This window comes from Pseudomonas sp. LBUM1664, from assembly GCF_059695895.1.
On record NZ_CP166791.1, the window covers coordinates 2,943,696 to 2,960,248 of the forward strand.

Genomic DNA, 16,553 nt, shown 5'->3' on the forward strand with positions numbered 1-16,553 from the left:
GCTTTTGCCTGGGGACACGTTGAGCTCCCTGCTAACGGTGAACTTCGGGATCGTCAGTGACGTGAGTGTAGCGGTAACGAGGTGGTTCGATATTTCCTGGGCGGGAGCGGGCCTGGACGGTGCTCGGGCGCAGCAGGCGCGGCCAGAGCAGGCCGCGCCGGTGGGGTTACTTGATGTCGATGAAGGGCAGGGCGCCATTGGGCAGTACGGTGGTGGGTAATACACCATTCCAGCGTTCGGCCTTGGTCAGTTCCACCAGATTCTGGTTGCTGGCCAGGGCCTGGGCCCGAGCCTTGATCGCCTCGGCTTCGGCCTTGCCGCGCAATTCGGTGGCCAATGCGTCTGCTTTGGCCTGCGCCACTTGTGAGTCGGCTTCCGCCTGGGCCTGAGTCACACGAATCTGGGCTTGAACCTGCTCAGTGGCAAGTTGTTGCTCGCGGGTTTTAACCTGAACTTCCGCCGCCATGCGCGCTTCGATGGCTTTTTCATAGGCGTCGCTGAAGTCGATGTTTTCGACCTGAACGCTGTCGATGATCACAGGCCCGGTAATGGTGGACTTGATGGCGGTCGAAATATCGTTGACCAGCTGAACGCGGTTCTGCACGGCGGCCACGGCGTTGAACTTGCCGAACACGTTTTCTACCTGTGTCGGCACCTGGCGGCTGATCATCCTGTCCCGAATGCCTTCAAGGTCCTTGAATTGGGTGTAGACCTTCGCAACATCGGAGGGCGCGATGTGCCAGGACACGGAGACTTTGAGCTGGGCGGACTGTTGATCCTTGCTGTACGCCTGGAGGTCTTCATAGGACGTGACCTGGCTCTGGGTGCTGATCAAGCGTACCGACTCAATAAATGGCGTCTTGAATGACAACCCCGGTTCCACCACCCCGACCAGTGCGCCGTTGCGCAGCAGCACACCGCGCTCGGTTTCGTCGACCGTGTACCAACTGCCAAAGAACACGCATAACAGGACAATGCCCAGGATTGCCGCAACGATGGAGCCGATGGTTTTGCTGGTCACTTTTCTTTCCTTGATTGGGTGATTGAAATTGCAGCGCATCGTAAATACAAGCGCGTCGCGCGCTGAAACCGGAAGCTGGTTTTCCGAACGACGGATACGAAAAAGCCCTGAATAATCAGGGCTTTGTCGTATAAAGATGGCGGAGGCGATGGGATTCGAACTCATGGACCTGTTACAGTCGACGGTTTTCAAGACCGTTGCCTTAAACCACTCGGCCACACCTCCGTATTGCGTTGCGGGCGCCATAATACCCGAATGAAACACACTGTCAAACTCTCTACGTAGCTTGTTACAGAGCGTCTGTTATGATCCTTACCACTGAATGTTTCAAAACCGGAGGAGTGTCGCCATGCGCGAACAGGATTACGCAGTGAACAACAGCGTGCAGGCTGAGCAGCTAGAGGTTAGCCGCGTCCTGCGCAATACATATGGCCTGCTGGCACTCACGCTTGCTTTCAGCGGTGTGATGGCCTACGTCGCACAACAGATGCGTGTCGGTTACCCGAATGTGTTCGTTGTGCTGATCGGTTTCTACGGCCTTTTCTTCCTCACCAACAAGCTTCGTGATTCGGCCTGGGGCCTGGTCTCGGCGTTTGCGCTGACCGGTTTCATGGGCTTCTTGCTCGGCCCGATCCTCAACCGTTACCTGCAGATGCAGGGCGGCGCCGAAGTGGTCAGCTCGGCCTTTGCCATGACCGCGCTGGTGTTCGGTGGCCTGTCGGCTTATGTGCTGATCTCCCGCAAGGACATGAGCTTCCTCGGCGGCTTCATTACCGCTGGTTTCTTCGTGTTGATGGGCGCAGTGCTGGCCAGCTTCTTCTTCCAGATCAGCGGCCTGCAACTGGCGATCAGCGCCGGTTTCGTGCTGTTCTCGTCGGTCTGCATCCTGTACCAGACCAGCGCCATCATCCACGGCGGCGAGCGCAACTACATCATGGCGACCATCAGCCTGTATGTATCGATCTACAACCTGTTCGTCAGCCTGCTGCAGCTGTTCGGCCTGATGGGCCGCGACGACTGATAGCATCGTTGCAACGAAAAGCCCGCTTCTGCGGGCTTTTTTTCGTCCACGATTTGGTGTTATGGCCAATGGCCGGCAAAAATACTGAAACCTGATGGCGGCTTTGAATAAATGATCTACACCTATGGCAAGGGATTGCATTGCCAGGGGCGGCATGAAGTGGACCGATCATTGACTGGGCGAAACCTCGCCACAACTCCCCGATACCGTTCGCATTCGGCTACCCAGCCTGGTTTGGCCGCGCCCGACTTTTGGGCCGAAGGAGGTGCGTTACATCACTGAGTGTGGACCGTGAGCGGGCTTGGGCATCGTGCCGCAGCCTGATAACAGAAGGAGGCCCTGCGCATCGGTCAGGATTCCGATGGGACGGCAGGCGTCTCCCTATAAGGAGATATAGATGAACCATCCCCAAGGAAAAATCGCCGCATGTCTAGCCTTGGCAGGCGCGTTGTCCATGGCTAGCACCCACGCCGGAACCTTCCCGGATTACGGCTTCGCTCCGCCAAAGAGTTCGTATCCCTCACCCTTTTTCCGGCTCAGTCAAAACTATCCCACCGTGGCGCCGGGCCCTTCTTCGGTACCGTCGTTCTTCAAGCAACTACCCACGAAATTCGACAACAACTTTGAAACCTGGCGTCCCTATATGAACGAGGTGAAGAAGTACTGCCTGGAGGGCAATACTGAAATAGCCTGGGATGTTCAGAAAAACAAGATTCGTCAGTGGTACCACATGCCCTGGCAGCATTACGGCACCAGCGGCCGTGAAGGTATTCACGGGCTCACCAAAGAGGCGGCGATTAAGCCCGGGCAGTTGGCAAGTACGCAAACAGGAGATGGCCAGACCTATGCCGTGGGTATTTATAACGATATTGGGGCTTACACCATTGGCCAGGTCTGGAAGGACCCACAGAATCCTGACCCGAGCTATACCTCGCAACCTAAAGGCTTTGCCAACGGTACCGTCGTTTGCAAGGCACTGTTTGCCGATATAGACGTCAGTACGGTGCCGTCTCTGGTCAATCCAGTGCTCTGGACTGCTTACACCGCCAAGACCTTCACTTCAACTGAACGCGTCCTCACCAAAGTCGCGCTGATTCAGATGGACATCGCGGTACGTGATACCCGAGTGAGCGAGACCGGCTGGCTCTTTGGTACCTTTCAGTACAACGGTTCCGTTACCGGTAAATCGAGCTGGGACAATTTGATGCCGGTAGGGATTATGTGGGGGAACGATCCCCAAGAGACCGGTAACGCGTTTACCAACCCGACGCCGACCGAAACCAAAATCAACCCTGCGCTGAAGCAGACCGCAATCAATGCCAATACCAACGAGTTGCCGCCTACCCATCTGGGTTGGAACGGTCGCCTCAACGGTCCCGTGGACAACCCCCAGGCTTCTTGCCTGAGCTGCCATATGACCGCTGAATACCAGCAATTGGCGCTTATGAATCCGACCTTCCAACGCAACCCGCCGCCAGTCGGAGGTGAAGTCTGGATGAAATGGTTCCAGAACATTCCGGCCGGACAACCCTTTACGCCGGGTACCCAAAGCACGGACTACAGCCTGCAATTGTCTGCGGCCCTGGCCAACTTCTATGACTGGAAATGTAACCTCAGCGGCATTTATACGGACGGCAAGAATGCATGCGACAAAGCCCAACCCCTTAAGTTGATGAAAGCGAGCCACGCGCCTGAAGCAGAAGTGCACAAAGTGCAGCGCAGCCCTGAGCTGGAAGACCTGGAGTAAGCCCGCTGTAACCTGGCCTCGGAATGACCTTGCGAGGCCAGGTGGGTTTTCACGCCATCGGCGGCAACCGCCGTTTGACCGGGGTCTTCTTGACGATGGCCGTATTGGTTTCGGCGTGGACATTGAGCTTGTCCAGCAGCGTGTCCAGTTGTTCCATCGAACGCACATGCAGCCGGGCGATGAAGCAGTCGTCGCCGGTCACCTTGTCGCATTCGGTAAATTCAGCGATGGCCTGGATCTGCCGTTCCACCTCCTGCAACTGCCCCGGTAACGGACGGATACGCACAATGGCCTGGAGTTGGTAGCCGAAGCACTTGGGGTCTACCTCAACGGTATAGGCCCTGAGCACACCACGTTCTTCGAGCCGGCGAAGGCGCTCGGCGACGCTGGGGGAGGACAGGCCGCTGAGGTTCGCCAGCGCCTTGAGGGAACGCCGGGAGTCTTCCATCAGGGCACTGATGAGGATCTGGTCGATGTCGTCAGTCATTTTCAGCTCCATTAGGCGAATGCCTGAAGTTGCCTTGATAAAAAAGGTCGAGAGCCAGTTTAGCCTTTTTCAAACCATGGAGAAGCCGCCCTTCGGCTCGGCATACTGTGCCTCACTTGCTGAAGGAGCCCGATTGATGGACAAGACCTTACGCCGCGGTTCGCTCGAAATGACCGCCGCCATGCTGATTTCCGGAACCATAGGTTGGTTCGTGCTGGTCTCGGGCCAGCCGGTGCTGGATGTGGTGTTTTGGCGCTGCGTGTTTGGCGCCGCTACCTTGCTGCTGATTTGCGCCGGTTTTGGCTTCTTGCGCCGGGGCATTCTGACGCGCACGACGTTCCTGTTGGCGGTGTTCAGCGGGGTGGCGATCGTCGGCAACTGGATGTTGTTGTTTGCCTCTTACTCCCGCGCTTCAATTGCCATCGGTACGGCGGTGTATAACGTCCAGCCGTTCATGTTGGTGGGGTTGGCGGCGCTGTTTCTGGGAGAAAAGATCACCGCGCAAAAACTGTTCTGGCTGGCGGTGTCGTTTCTCGGAATGCTGGCAATCGTCAGCGCCCACGGTGAGCAAGGGCAGGGTGGCGGCGACTATAGGGTAGGCATCGCGTTGGCACTGGGTGCGGCGTTGTTGTATGCCATTGCGGCGTTGATCATCAAGCGCCTGACTGGCACGCCGCCACACTTGATCGCGCTGATCCAGGTCAGCACCGGCGTCTTGCTGTTGGCGCCTTGGGCGAACTTCTCGGCGCTGCCGCAACAGCCTGAGGCCTGGGCCAGCCTGCTGACCCTTGGCATGGTCCACACCGGTGTGATGTACGTGTTGTTGTACAGCGCGATCCAACGGCTGCCGACTGCAGTGACCGGCGCACTGTCGTTCATTTATCCGATCGCGGCGATTTTCGTCGACTGGTTCGCTTTCGGCCATCGTCTTGAACCGCTGCAATGGTTGGGTGTGGCCGCGATCCTGCTGGCGGCAGCAGGCATGCAACAGGGCTGGGGCATCAAGGTGCGCCGCCCAGCCCTGCCGTAACGCACCGTTCGGCGCGGCTCAGAAGATGTAATCGGTGGTCAGGAAGTTCGAATCCCGCTCGCGGATGATGTCGCTGATCAACGCCTTGTTGCTCTCCTGGAACTTGGTCGCTACCAGCGTGCGGATCGAAAAAGTGCGCAGCGCATCGTGAACGGACAACGTGCCCTCGGCCGAATTTTTGCGGCCGTTGAACGGGAAGGTGTCCGGGCCACGCTGGCACTGGGCGTTGATGTTGATGCGCCCGACCTGGTTGGCAAAGGTGTCCACCAGTTTGCCGACTTCGGCCGGGTTGGTGCCGAAAATACTGAGCTGCTGGCCGAAGTCGGACTCGAGCACATAATCGACCACGGTATTGAGGTCGCGGTACGGCACGATGGGGACGACCGGGCCGAACTGTTCTTCGTGGTAGACCCGCATCGCGGTGTTCACTGGATACAGCACGGCCGGGTAGAAGAACGAGCTTCGGGATTCGCCACCGTGCACATTCATCACCGCCGCGCCTTTGGCCACCGCATCGGCCACCAGCGAATGCAGATAATCGACCTTGCCCGCCTCGGGCAACGGCGTCAGTGCCACGCCGTCCTCCCACGGCATACCGGGTTTCAGAGTGGCGAGCTTAGCGTTGAATTTCTCGATAAACGCCGGTGCCACGTCTTCATGGACAAACAGGATTTTCAACGCCGTGCAGCGCTGGCCGTTGAATGACAGCGAGCCGGTCAGCGCCTCGCTGACGGCGTTGTCCAGGTCAACGTCCGGCAGCACCAAACCGGGGTTTTTCGCGTCCAACCCCAGGGCAGCACGCAAACGGTGCGGGCGCGGATGGAGTTTCTTCAGGTCGCTGGCGGCCTTGTTGGTGCCGATGAAGGCGAAGATGTCGATCTTGCCACTGGCCATCAACGCGCTGACGGTTTCCCGGCCGCTACCGTAAATCACATTGATCACGCCCGCCGGAAAGCTGTCGCGAAAGGCTTCCAGCAACGGGCGCACCAGCAGTACGCCGAGTTTGGCCGGCTTGAACACCACGGTGTTGCCCATGATCAATGCGGGAATCAACGTGGTGAAGGTTTCATTCAGCGGATAGTTGTAAGGGCCCATGCACAAGGCCACGCCCAGCGGCACACGACGGATTTGTCCGAGGGTGTCCTGCTCCAGCTCGAAGCGGCTGGAGCGACGGTCCAGTTCTTTGAGGGCGTTGATGGTGTCGACGATGTAATCGCAGGTGCGGTCGAACTCCTTCTGGGAGTCCTTGAGGTTCTTGCCGATCTCCCACATCAACAACTTGACCACCGCCTCGCGTTGCTCGCGCATGCGCGCCAGGAAGGTCTCCACGTGGCGAATGCGTTCAGCGACGCGCATCGTCGGCCATTGGCCCTGGCCGCGGTCATAGGCTCGGACGGCCGCGTCCAGAGCGGTGAGGGCGGTTTCGGCATCCAGCAGCGGCGTACTGCCGAGAATCACTTGTTCGTCGCCATGCTCGCCGGCCAGGTACACCGGGCTGCGTACCACCGCCAGCGGCCCTTGCCAGGTTTTCAGAATGCCATCGACCAGGTATTCACGCTGCTCGATCTGCCCATCGAGGCGATAAGCGTCCGGGATGTCGGCGGCGCTGGGGAACAGATTGGCGAGGAGGGTGGCTGTGGTCATGTCGTTACTCCATCAATGAAATGAGCCATGGGCTTGCAGGCGTAATTCGCTTTTAGCGTTATACACCTTAATCGGAGGGGCTTTTTATCACCTTCTGAGTCCTGACATTCGTTGGCGCCGCAAACACCCGTGCGCACAAGAAGTCGACCAAAGCCCGGACCTTCGGCGAGGGGTGCCTGCTGGCTGGCCAAAGGACGTGGAACGCCCCCGTCCGCTCCACGTGGTCGGCCAGCACTTGACGCAAGCGTCCATCGGCCAGCAGGTCGCGGATGGCGAAGTCCGGCAGGCAGGCGACCCCGAGGCCCTGCGCCGCAAAGCACACGCGTGTCTCGATATTGTTGCAGATCATTGAGGTGGGCAGCACCCGTTCGGTGACGCCAGGCGGCAAGCGCAGTGGCCATGTTTCCAGCTTGCCCGAGTTCGGAAACCGGTAGTGCAGGCAGGTGTGCTGCAACAGATCGGCGGGCGTGCTTGGCGTGCCTCGCCGCGCCAGATAGTCGGGCGAAGCGACCAGCATCATCTCAAAGGCGCCGAGGCGCCTGGCCGAGAGGCGCGAGTCGCTCGGCTCGCCGGTTCTCACCACGGCATCGAAGCCTTCCTCGATCACATCGACCATTCGGTCGGTGAAGTCCAGGTCCAGTTCGATTTCCGGGTACTGTCGCATGAATTCGCCGAGCACCGGCAGCATCAACGAGCTGACCAAGGGCAGGCTGACCCGAAGGCGGCCGCGCGGCGCGGCGCTGGCGTGTGAGAGTTCCAGTTGCGCCGCCTCGATCTCGGCGAGGATGCGGCGGCTACGCTCCAGGAACAGCGTGCCTTCAGCCGTCAGCGCAATGCTGCGCGTACTGCGATGGAACAGGCGCACGCCGAGTTTTTCCTCCAGCCGCACCACGCTCTTGCCGACGGCGGAAGCCGACACCCCCAGAAGCCGACCGGCACCCACGAAGCTGCGCGTCTCAGCGACCTGCACGAACACCACAAAGCCGTTCAGGCTGTCCACTGTACACCTCCATTACGGACATTTGGTTCCGTACACCGAGGAACTCTATCCCACTTTTTCTCTAATCGCAGGCTTTCTATCGTGATGGGCAAACCATTGATCAAAGGAGTTCCCCATGACCAATCCTGCATTTGCGCTGCGCACAAGCGTTCCATCTGCGCACCTGTCCGCCCGAATTCAGGCGGTTGTTCAGCAGGCGTTGGACGACCAGCGTCTGGTCGGCGCGGTCGTCCTGGTGGCCCGCGACGCAGAGCTGATCCACCGCCAAGCTGCCGGCTGGTCCGACCGCGAAAGCCGTCGGGCGATGACCGTGGATGCGATCTTTCGTCTGGCCTCGATCAGTAAGCCCATCGTCTCAACGGCGGCATTGGTGCTGGTGGCGCAAGGCCGACTTGGGCTTGATGACAGCATTGAGCGTTGGCTGCCGACGTTTCGGCCACAGTTGGCCGATGGCCGTCCCGCACGGATCACGGCGCGGCAACTGCTCAGCCACACGGCTGGCTTGAGCTACCGCTTCTTCGAGGCCGATGCGGATGGCCCCTATGCGCGGGCCGGCGTGTCGGACGGTATGGATGCGTCCGGCATCAGTCTGGAAGAGAACCTTAGGCGCATCGCCAGCGTCCCACTGCTGTATGAACCGGGTACGGCCTGGGGCTATTCGCTGGCGACCGACGTGCTGGGAGCGTTGATCGAGCGGGTGCATGGCGCGCCGTTGGGTCAGGCGGTGCGCGAGCTGGTGACCGGTCCGCTGGGCATGACGGACACTGATTTTTTCACGCTCGACGCGCAGCGCGTGGCGACCGCTTATGTGAATGATGCACCGCAACCGCACCGCTTGGCGGAAGGGGAAACTGTCTCGGCCTTCGAGGGCGCGGTCGGCATCACGTATAGCCCGGCCCGCATCTTCGATCCACATGCCTTTCCATCGGGCGGTGCGGGCATGGCGGGCACCGCCGAGGACTTCCTGCGACTGCTGGAAACCTTGCGCCTGGGGGGCGGTGCGCTGCTACCCAGCGAGCTGGTCGAGCAGATGGCCAAGGATCAGGCGGGCAGCTACGAATTGCCCAATGCGCCGGGCGTCGGCTTCGGATTGGGGTTCTCGGTGTTGCGTGCCCCGAGACTTGCCGCATCGCCAGAGTCGGAGGGCACCTGGCGCTGGGGCGGTGCCTACGGCCACGCCTGGTTCGTGGATCGGGCCCTGGGCCTGAGCGTGGTCGCCTTCACCAATACGCTGTACGAAGGCATGTCGGGCGTGTTCGTCACTGATCTGCGCGATGCGGTCTATGGCGCGTTGGAGGTGGTGCGATGACGTCGTCTCCCACGGACCGCCTGCCATTGGCCTCGCTGCTGGCGCTGGCCATGGCGGCTTTCATCACGATCCTGACCGAAGCGCTACCCGCTGGCCTGCTGCCACAGATGGCACAGGGCTTGGCCGTCTCCGAAGCCTGGGTCGGCCAGACTGTCACGGTCTATGCCGTCGGCTCCCTGCTGGCGGCGATCCCGTTGACCATCGCCACACAAGGGCTTCGACGCCGGCCGCTGCTGCTGGCCTCGCTGGCCGGTTTCGTCATCGCCAATACGGTCACGACGCTTTCTGCCAGTTATGTCCTGACGATGGTGGCGCGTTTCTTTGCCGGTGTTTGCGCCGGGCTATTGTGGGCGCTGTTGGCCGGCTACGCCGCGCGCATGGTGCCCGAGCACCGGAAGGGACGTGCCATCGCGATCGCCATGGTGGGCACGCCGCTGGCATTGTCGCTGGGCGTGCCTGCCGGCACCTTCCTCGGCACACTGGTGGGTTGGCGCGTTTGCTTCGGCGTCATGAGTGTGATGGCGCTGGTCCTCATGATTTGGGTGCGCATCCAGGTGCCGGACTTCGATGGCCAGGCGAAGGGCCGGCGGCTCTTGCTCTGGCGCGTGTTCACGCTGCCCGGCATTTGCTCCGTGCTGTTCGTGGTGCTGGCCTTCGTGCTGGCCCACAACATCCTATACACCTACATTGCCCCGTTCCTGGCCTCGGTCGGCATGGCAGAGCGCACAGATCTGGTTCTGCTGATATTTGGCATCGCCTCGCTGATCGGCATCTGGATCGTGGGAGTGCTGATCGATCGTCATCTACGTGGGCTGACGCTCGCCAGCACGTTGCTGTTCGGCGTTGCGGCATTGGCCCTGGGCATGGCTGGCGAGGTCCCCGCCATTGTCTACACGGCGGTCGGCATCTGGGGGCTGGCCTTCGGTGGGGCTGCGACGCTGTTCCAGACGGCGCTTGCCAGGACGGCGGGAGATGCCGCAGATGTCGCCCAGTCGATGCTGGTGACGGCCTGGAACACGGCCATCGCCGGTGGCGGCCTCATCGGTGGCGTACTGCTCGACCGGCTGGGTGTTGGTGCGTTCGCGCCTGCCTTGCTGGTACTGCTCGCGGCGACGCTGCTTGTGGCGTGGGCGGCGCAAACCCATGGTTTTGTGGCGTCGGTGGGTGATGGTGCTGTGTTGCAGCCGGCTGTGCCTGGGCGACGAGCATGAACGCCGGCCGCACTTTGTTCTTCATCGCGCTGGGGCTGTTCGGCCTGTACGCCGTCGAATTCGGCGTGGTCGGCATCCTGCCGGTCATCGTTGTGCGCTACGGCATCAGTGTGGCGCAGGCAGGCTGGCTGGTCGGGTTGTTCGCGCTGGTCGTCGCGGTCTGCGGCCCGCTCATGGTGCTGTGGTTGTCGCGTTTCGACCGACGCAACGTGCTGGTGGGATCGTTGCTGATGTTTAGTCTGTGCAGCCTGCTGTCGGCCCGGGCGCCCGGCTTCGGCGCGCTGATGGCGTTGCGTGTGCCGTCGGCGTTGCTGCATCCGGTCTTCTTTGCAGGCGCCTTCGCGGCTGCGGTGTCGCTGTATCCGCCGGGGCGGGCGACCCATGCAACGGCCATGGCCTTCGTCGGCACCAGTATGGGCCTGGTGTTGGGCGTGCCGATGACTACCTGGATCGAGACGCGCGTGTCCTATGAGGCATCGTTCGTGTTCTGCGCCGCGGTCAATTTGGTCGCAGCGCTGGGTCTGTGGGTGATGCTGCCCGCGACGGCGAGGCCCCATGCGACATCGAAAAACCACCAACTCGCCATCCTGCGCAAGCCGGCAGTGTGGCTGTCCATCGCGATGACCGTATGCGTATTCGGCGCTATGTTCTCGGTCTACAGCTATGCGGGCGAGTACCTGGCGCGCGAGACAGGCTCAAGCGGTGAGACAATCAGCGTGCTGCTGGTGGTGTTCGGTATCGGCGGCGTGCTGGGCAACCTGCTGGCAGGCCGTTGGCTGGGGCGGAACCGTACGCGCACCGTGCTGCTTTATCCCGTGGTGCTGGCGAGTGCTTATGGTTTGTTGCAGGTCATCGATTCGGCATCGTTCACGGCATTGCTGGCGGTCTGTCTGCTGTGGGGCGCGGCGCACACCAGTGGCCTGATCGTGAGTCAAATCTGGTTGACCTCGGCGGCACCGCAAGCGCCAGAGTTCGCCACTAGCCTCTACGTATCGGCGGCCAATCTTGGCGTGGTGTTGGGCTCGTCGGTTGGCGGCGTGTTCATCTCGTCCGCCGGCATGACTGGCGCGCTGTGGAGTGGCTGGATGTTCGCGGTGTTGGCCGTGGCGTTCGTGTTGGCGCGACGCGACTGGGGCATGCGTCAGCGTGCCTCATCAAAGCATCTGGATAAGCGTGTGTGATGGGGCTCGGCAATTACACCGAACCATCTGTAATCGGCGCTGACATACAGGCCAACCACCGGCGTGACTTGGGCCAATGCACTGGGTGTGGCCGCTGCCGTTTCGTAGCGTGAACAGGGCGGGGCCCTTGCTCGAGGAGGGTTATTGGCTATGAATGCGGCGTTCAGATGGTCGAACTGTGTTCAGCCATACCAGGGCTAAAGATGTACTTCCAGTGAAAGCGGAAGATGATCCGACAAATGTGTCCAGGGCCTGCTGCCAAGGATTTGCGGCGCGTGGCTCGTGGCGTTACGCAGGTAAATGCGGTCCAGGCGCAGCAGTGGGAAACGGGCCGGGTAAGTCCTGGCCGGGCGGCCGTGATGGTGCCCGAAGGCTTCGTGCAGGTTTTGGCGGCCGGCGAGGGTGGCGTTGCCGCGCAACTGCCAGTCGTTGAAGTCGCCTGCGATGATCACGGGGGCGTCTTCGGGCAGCGAATCGAGCAATTGGCAGAGCAGTTTGAGTTGTAACTGTCGATGGCTTTCCAGCAGGCTCAAATGCACGCAGATGCCATGGACTTCGGCGTGGCCCGGCACATCCAGCACGCAATGCAGCAGCCCGCGTCGCTCCGGGCCGGTGATGGAAACGTCGAGATTGCGGAACTGGCGGATCGGGTATTTGGACAGCAATGCATTGCCATGATGGCCATCGGGATACACCGCGTTGCGGCCATAGGCGAAGTCGCTCCACATGCTGTCGGCGAGGAACTCGTACTGGGACGTCTGGGGCCAATTGTCATAGCGCGACGCGTGACGGTCGTGCTCGCCCAGTACCTCTTGCAGGAACACCAGGTCGGCGCCGGTACTGCGCACTGCTTCACGCAATTCGGGCAGGATGAAACGACGGTTGAGGGCGGTGAAACCCTTATGGGTGTTGACCGTCAAAACCCGCAGCCGATGAACCGCCGCAGGCGTGTCCAATGGCACTGATTCGACGGCCCGCCAGTCGGGATCGCGAGTCACGTTCACTCCTGAATCAGACGTACCTGTTCATGCGACTGACTGGGGGCTTGGGCAGTTCCGGATTTTTCTGGTGTCCAGCCCAGCTCACCGAAAACTGACCCAATGCCATCGCGAGCAGGCTCGCTCCCACAAGAGATGGGTCTGTTCAGAAAACCCCGGTTTCAGATGAAGACAATCTCATACGGCATACCCATCCGATCAAGAATGACCCGGGGCACCATCGGGGCGATGCCGCTGGCGGGTTCGCCATTGAGTTGGCTGGCGTAGGCGTGCATCGCATGGCGTTTGCGTGCGGTGGTCCAGACGTCCAGGCGCAGTTTGCGAGCCCGGTGCCAGGGTATTTTGTTCTGCTCGCGGACCGGCCAATGCCAGGCCCATACCGGTAATTCGTTGAACGCCGCCCCGACGTTTTCAGCCGCCAGGGCTCCGGCGCGGCCGACTGTTTCGTGGTCGCTGTCGCCATCCTTGCGCCAGGTACTGAACACCACGTCACCGGACCGCAGATAATGGCCAATGAAGGCCGCCAGTTGTGCCTCATGTTCGGCAAGGGCCTTTTCCGGGAAACCAGCGCGCACCCATTGCAGGCGATGGGCCGATATACCTAAACGGTGCAACGCGTCCAAGCTTTCCTGAGGATGAGGGCGGTGCGCACGCAGGCGTTCATCGGTCCACAACGGCGAACCGGGGTGGCCGAGGCTACCGTCGGTGACAGAGATCAACAACATGGGCTGCTCCAGATGGTTCAGCAGCTGGATCAATCCGCCACAGGCTCCGACCTCATCGCCCGGATGCGGGGAGAGAATGACGGCGCGAGCGCCAGCAGGGATGAGCGTCTGGGTACTGATGATGGGAATGTCGGCCAGTTGCGGGGCGCTGTTCCATATTTGCGGGTGCTGCCGGCCTTGCAAGCGAGAGGCGAGTTTCATGAGAGACGTCCTTGTGGTGTTCAATCATTCAGCCATGCACCGGGCAGACTACCCGACGGCGCCCCTAAGGGCACGACTGTGATTTGCGGTGCTCCGAATCCTGGAATCTACCGTATCCGAAGTATTGACCATGTCGACTGATTCGTCGCGTTACATGTGTATCTGAACTGCGTTTTTTTATTCGAACTGGGCTGTCTGGAACGAAGAGCCGCGTCCTTGCAGCTCTCCACCCGCTGTAGCCGTTTATCGCCGGTTTTTAATCTTCTTCCTCGCGCTGCAGTTCGAATAACAGCAGCGAGCGCCCGGTGACGGAATATTCGGAATTGAAATCGAACCGTTCCTGGCCACGCACCGCCGGCTGGTTAGTGTCGACCATGCACGTCCAGAAACTGCCCTCGGGCACTTCCGGCAGGAGGAAATTGACGATGTCGTGGTGGGCGTTGACCACCAGCAGCAACGTCGCGTCGCCGCCCTTGCGCCGGATGCCGGTTTCCTGGGCTCGCCCGTCCATCAGCATCCCCAGGCAGCGACCATGGCCGTCGTGCCATTGTTCGGTGGTCATCTCGCTGCCGTCAGGGGCCAGCCAGGTGACGTCCTTGACGCCGATGTCCTCGTTGTAATTGCCCACCAGGAACCGTCCGCGCCGCAGGATCGGGTAGGCCAGGCGCAACTTGATCAGGCGTTTGACGAACTTGAGCAGCGCCGCGCCTTCCTCGCTCAGGTCCCAGTTGACCCAGCCGATCTCGCTGTCCTGGCAATAGGCGTTGTTGTTGCCGTGCTGGGTCCGGGCGAACTCGTCACCGGCGACGATCATCGGCGTGCCTTGAGCCAACAGCAAGGTCGCGAAGAAGTTGCGCATCTGCCGATGGCGCAGTGCATTGATCTGCGGATCGTCTGTCGGGCCTTCGACGCCGTGGTTCCAGGACAGGTTGTTGTTGCTGCCGTCCTGGTTGTTTTCGTCGTTGGCTTCGTTGTGCTTGTCGTTGTACGACACCAGGTCATGCAGGGTAAAACCGTCATGGGCGGTAACAAAGTTCACGGAGGCGTAAGGGCGGCGCCCGCGCTGGTTGAACATCTCGCCCGAGGCGGTCATGCGGCTGGCGAAGTCGGCGAGCTGGCCGTCGTCGCCTTTCCAGAACGCGCGCACCGTGTCGCGGAACTTGTCGTTCCACTCCACCCAACCCGGCGGGAAGCCACCCACCTGATAGCCGCCGGGGCCGCAGTCCCAGGGCTCGGCAATCATTTTCACCTGGCGCAGCACTGGGTCCTGGCGGCAGGCGACGAGGAAGCTGTGACGCTCGTCGAACCCGTCATGGTATCGGCCCAGAATGGTTGCCAGGTCGAAGCGGAAACCGTCGACGTGCATTTCCGTGGCCCAGTAGCGCAGGGAGTCGGTAACCATCTGCAATACACATGGGTGGCTCAGGTCCAGGGTGTTACCGGTGCCGGAGTCGTTGATGTAATAGCGTTTGTCATCGGGCATCAGCCGGTAGTACGAGGCGTTGTCGATGCCGCGCATGGACAGGGTCGGGCCCTGTTCGTTGCCCTCGGCGGTGTGGTTGTAGACCACGTCGAGGATGACTTCCAGATTGGCCTCGTGCAGGTGCGCAACCATCTCCTTGAACTCGGCGATCTTGCCGCTGGCCAGGTAGCGCGGGTCCGGGGCGAAGAAGGCGATGCTGTTATAGCCCCAGTAGTTGGTCATGCCTTTGTGCAACAGATGCTGATCGTTGACGAACGCATGAATGGGCAGCAGCTCCACCGACGACACACCCAGTTTGCGAATGTGCTCGAGCACGTCGTCCACCATCAACCCGGCGAAGGTACCGCGCAGGTTCTCGGGTACCGAGGGGTGACGCATGCTGATGCCGCGAACATGGGTTTCGTACAGGATGGTCTTGTCCCAGGGCACACTGACGCGCTGGTCATTGCCCCAGGTGTGGGCTGGGTCGATGACCTTGCATTTGGGCACGAACGGCGCGCTGTCGCGCTCATCGAAACTGAGGTCGCCATCCGGGTGGCCGATGGTGTAGCCGAACAGCGCTTCGGACCACTTCAACTTGCCGACCAATTGTTTGGCGTAAGGGTCGATCAGCAGCTTGTTGGGGTTGAAGCGATGGCCATTCTCCGGGTCGTACGCGCCATAGACCCGGTAGCCGTAGATCAGCCCTGGATGGGCGTCGGGCAGATAGCCGTGGTAAATCTCGTCGGTGTACTCCGGCAGTTCGATGCGTTCGAGCTCGACTTCGCCGGCGTCATCGAAAATGCACAGTTCGACCTTGGTGGCGTTGGCTGAAAACAGCGCGAAATTGACCCCGAGGCCATCCCAGGTTGCACCAAGCGGAAAAGGCAGCCCTTCACGAATCCGCGAAGCCTCGATAACAGGCGGCGGCGTGGTTTTTTGTGGACGGGTCATAGTTGCTCCTGCAAAAGACAGACAGAGACGGCAAAGCCGTTCACTTAAGACGTGTGTGATTCATTGTGGCGAGGGAGCTTGCTCCCGCTTGCGTGCATGGCACGCATGAGAGGGCTGCCTCGTTCGATGGCGGGCCAGCCCATGCAAGCGGGCCCCTTCGCCACCAGGAAGCCCATGTTTGAGAGCGTCGAGAGGGGGTTGAATCAACTCGCCGGTGGCTTGCGCGCCGCTCGTGGCTTTTTGTCGGCTGGCTTTTCTGCCGGCGAGGCCACTGGCGCGGTGGCCGCCGAAGGTTTGGCCGCAGGCTTGGCTTTGGGGGGGGGGCTTTTTGTAGCAGTCTTGGCAGCGGCGCTCTTGGCGGCAACAGGCTTGACGCTATCAGCCTTGCTGGTCGCTGGTTTGCCCGCGGCCTTGGCGGGTTTGCTCGGTGCCAACGCTTCGGCTTCGGCCAGTTTGCGCGCCATCTCCCAGTGACGTGTTTCCTCCCCGGTGGGCTTACCCTCGGATTCCCAGATCTGATAGGCGAATTCGCGAATGCGTTTATCGTCGGTACTCATCGCAG

At 60.9% G+C, this 16,553-nt stretch carries 14 protein-coding genes and 1 tRNA gene; 6 read left to right on the forward strand and 9 right to left on the reverse strand.

The features are described 5' to 3' along the window. Positions 1 to 166 precede the first annotated feature (166 nt). Together ACA047_RS13750 and ACA047_RS13755 are read right to left on the reverse strand one after the other, a co-directional pair. Positions 167 to 1,021, reverse strand: a complete 855-nt coding sequence (locus ACA047_RS13750) for an SPFH domain-containing protein (RefSeq protein WP_497359810.1) — start codon at positions 1,019 to 1,021, stop codon at positions 167 to 169. A 137-nt stretch (positions 1,022 to 1,158) separates the two neighbouring features. Continuing rightward, positions 1,159 to 1,246 (reverse strand) — tRNA-Ser (locus ACA047_RS13755). 124 nt (positions 1,247 to 1,370) lie between these two features. Here ACA047_RS13755 and ACA047_RS13760 point away from each other — a divergent pair. After that, a complete protein-coding gene (locus tag ACA047_RS13760) occupies positions 1,371 to 2,042 on the forward strand; it encodes a Bax inhibitor-1/YccA family protein (protein ID WP_210644852.1) in 672 nt (223 codons plus the stop codon). A gap of 397 nt (positions 2,043 to 2,439) precedes the next feature. After that, positions 2,440 to 3,789 carry a hypothetical protein gene (locus ACA047_RS13765; protein ID WP_497359812.1) on the forward strand — a complete coding sequence of 450 codons (1,350 nt, stop codon included), beginning with the start codon at positions 2,440 to 2,442 and terminating at the stop codon, positions 3,787 to 3,789. Positions 3,790 to 3,838: 49 nt separating this feature from the next. Here ACA047_RS13765 and ACA047_RS13770 read toward each other — a convergent pair whose 3' ends face one another. After that, positions 3,839 to 4,276, reverse strand: a complete 438-nt coding sequence (locus ACA047_RS13770) for an Lrp/AsnC family transcriptional regulator (RefSeq protein ID WP_413791240.1) — start codon at positions 4,274 to 4,276, stop codon at positions 3,839 to 3,841. 136 nt (positions 4,277 to 4,412) lie between these two features. Between ACA047_RS13770 and ACA047_RS13775 the strand changes: the two genes are divergently transcribed. Continuing rightward, positions 4,413 to 5,306, forward strand: coding sequence for a DMT family transporter (locus tag ACA047_RS13775; RefSeq protein WP_497359815.1), 894 nt, complete (start codon positions 4,413 to 4,415; stop codon positions 5,304 to 5,306). Between the two features lie 18 nt (positions 5,307 to 5,324). On the opposite strand, the gene ACA047_RS13780 is transcribed toward ACA047_RS13775, so the two are convergent. Both ACA047_RS13780 and ACA047_RS13785 read right to left on the reverse strand, forming a co-directional pair. Next, positions 5,325 to 6,950 carry an NADP-dependent glyceraldehyde-3-phosphate dehydrogenase gene (locus tag ACA047_RS13780; RefSeq protein WP_497359817.1) on the reverse strand — a complete coding sequence of 542 codons (1,626 nt, stop codon included), beginning with the start codon at positions 6,948 to 6,950 and terminating at the stop codon, positions 5,325 to 5,327. Positions 6,951 to 7,017: 67 nt separating this feature from the next. Continuing rightward, on the reverse strand, positions 7,018 to 7,950 hold the full coding sequence (locus ACA047_RS13785; protein ID WP_497359819.1) for a LysR family transcriptional regulator: 933 nt from the start codon (positions 7,948 to 7,950) through the stop codon (positions 7,018 to 7,020). A 115-nt stretch (positions 7,951 to 8,065) separates the two neighbouring features. On the opposite strand from ACA047_RS13785, the gene ACA047_RS13790 reads away from it, so the two are divergent. Genes ACA047_RS13790 through ACA047_RS13800 form a run of 3 tightly spaced genes read left to right on the forward strand, consistent with a single transcriptional unit; the run spans position 8,066 to position 11,651 of the window. Continuing rightward, positions 8,066 to 9,259: a serine hydrolase domain-containing protein gene (locus tag ACA047_RS13790; RefSeq protein WP_497359821.1), complete on the forward strand. Its 1,194-nt coding sequence runs from the start codon at positions 8,066 to 8,068 to the stop codon at positions 9,257 to 9,259. Continuing rightward, a complete protein-coding gene (locus tag ACA047_RS13795) occupies positions 9,256 to 10,470 on the forward strand; it encodes an MFS transporter (protein WP_497359823.1) in 1,215 nt (404 codons plus the stop codon). Before ACA047_RS13790 ends, ACA047_RS13795 begins: the two co-directional genes overlap by 4 nt. Continuing rightward, on the forward strand, positions 10,467 to 11,651 hold the full coding sequence (locus ACA047_RS13800; protein WP_497359825.1) for an MFS transporter: 1,185 nt from the start codon (positions 10,467 to 10,469) through the stop codon (positions 11,649 to 11,651). Before ACA047_RS13795 ends, ACA047_RS13800 begins: the two co-directional genes overlap by 4 nt. Before the next feature lie 197 nt (positions 11,652 to 11,848). On the opposite strand, the gene ACA047_RS13805 is transcribed toward ACA047_RS13800, so the two are convergent. The 4 genes from ACA047_RS13805 to ACA047_RS13820 all read right to left on the reverse strand — a co-directional run bounded on the left by ACA047_RS13805 (position 11,849) and on the right by ACA047_RS13820 (position 16,548). After that, a complete protein-coding gene (locus ACA047_RS13805; protein WP_497359827.1) occupies positions 11,849 to 12,649 on the reverse strand; it encodes an endonuclease/exonuclease/phosphatase family protein in 801 nt (266 codons plus the stop codon). 161 nt (positions 12,650 to 12,810) lie between these two features. Further along, a complete protein-coding gene (locus tag ACA047_RS13810) occupies positions 12,811 to 13,575 on the reverse strand; it encodes a PIG-L deacetylase family protein (protein WP_497359829.1) in 765 nt (254 codons plus the stop codon). A gap of 256 nt (positions 13,576 to 13,831) precedes the next feature. Then, positions 13,832 to 15,991, reverse strand: a complete 2,160-nt coding sequence (gene glgX / locus ACA047_RS13815) for a glycogen debranching protein GlgX (RefSeq protein WP_497359831.1) — start codon at positions 15,989 to 15,991, stop codon at positions 13,832 to 13,834. A gap of 203 nt (positions 15,992 to 16,194) precedes the next feature. Beyond that, positions 16,195 to 16,548, reverse strand: coding sequence for a DUF2934 domain-containing protein (locus ACA047_RS13820; RefSeq protein ID WP_497359833.1), 354 nt, complete (start codon positions 16,546 to 16,548; stop codon positions 16,195 to 16,197). Between the last annotated feature and the right edge of the window lie 5 nt (positions 16,549 to 16,553).

Excerpts from the sequence above, each read along its gene's own strand:
- ACA047_RS13780 (WP_497359817.1), bottom strand. The coding sequence starts at position 6,950 with ATGACCACAGCCACCCTCCTCGCCAATCTGTTCCCCAGCGCCGCCGAC.
- ACA047_RS13770 (WP_413791240.1), bottom strand. The coding sequence starts at position 4,276 with ATGACTGACGACATCGACCAGATCCTCATCAGTGCCCTGATGGAAGAC.
- ACA047_RS13795 (WP_497359823.1), top strand. The coding sequence starts at position 9,256 with ATGACGTCGTCTCCCACGGACCGCCTGCCATTGGCCTCGCTGCTGGCG.
- ACA047_RS13790 (WP_497359821.1), top strand. The coding sequence starts at position 8,066 with ATGACCAATCCTGCATTTGCGCTGCGCACAAGCGTTCCATCTGCGCAC.
- glgX (WP_497359831.1), bottom strand. The coding sequence starts at position 15,991 with ATGACCCGTCCACAAAAAACCACGCCGCCGCCTGTTATCGAGGCTTCG.
- ACA047_RS13810 (WP_497359829.1), bottom strand. The coding sequence starts at position 13,575 with ATGAAACTCGCCTCTCGCTTGCAAGGCCGGCAGCACCCGCAAATATGG.
- ACA047_RS13760 (WP_210644852.1), top strand. The coding sequence starts at position 1,371 with ATGCGCGAACAGGATTACGCAGTGAACAACAGCGTGCAGGCTGAGCAG.
- ACA047_RS13765 (WP_497359812.1), top strand. The coding sequence starts at position 2,440 with ATGAACCATCCCCAAGGAAAAATCGCCGCATGTCTAGCCTTGGCAGGC.
- ACA047_RS13820 (WP_497359833.1), bottom strand. The coding sequence starts at position 16,548 with ATGAGTACCGACGATAAACGCATTCGCGAATTCGCCTATCAGATCTGG.
- ACA047_RS13800 (WP_497359825.1), top strand. The coding sequence starts at position 10,467 with ATGAACGCCGGCCGCACTTTGTTCTTCATCGCGCTGGGGCTGTTCGGC.
- ACA047_RS13775 (WP_497359815.1), top strand. The coding sequence starts at position 4,413 with ATGGACAAGACCTTACGCCGCGGTTCGCTCGAAATGACCGCCGCCATG.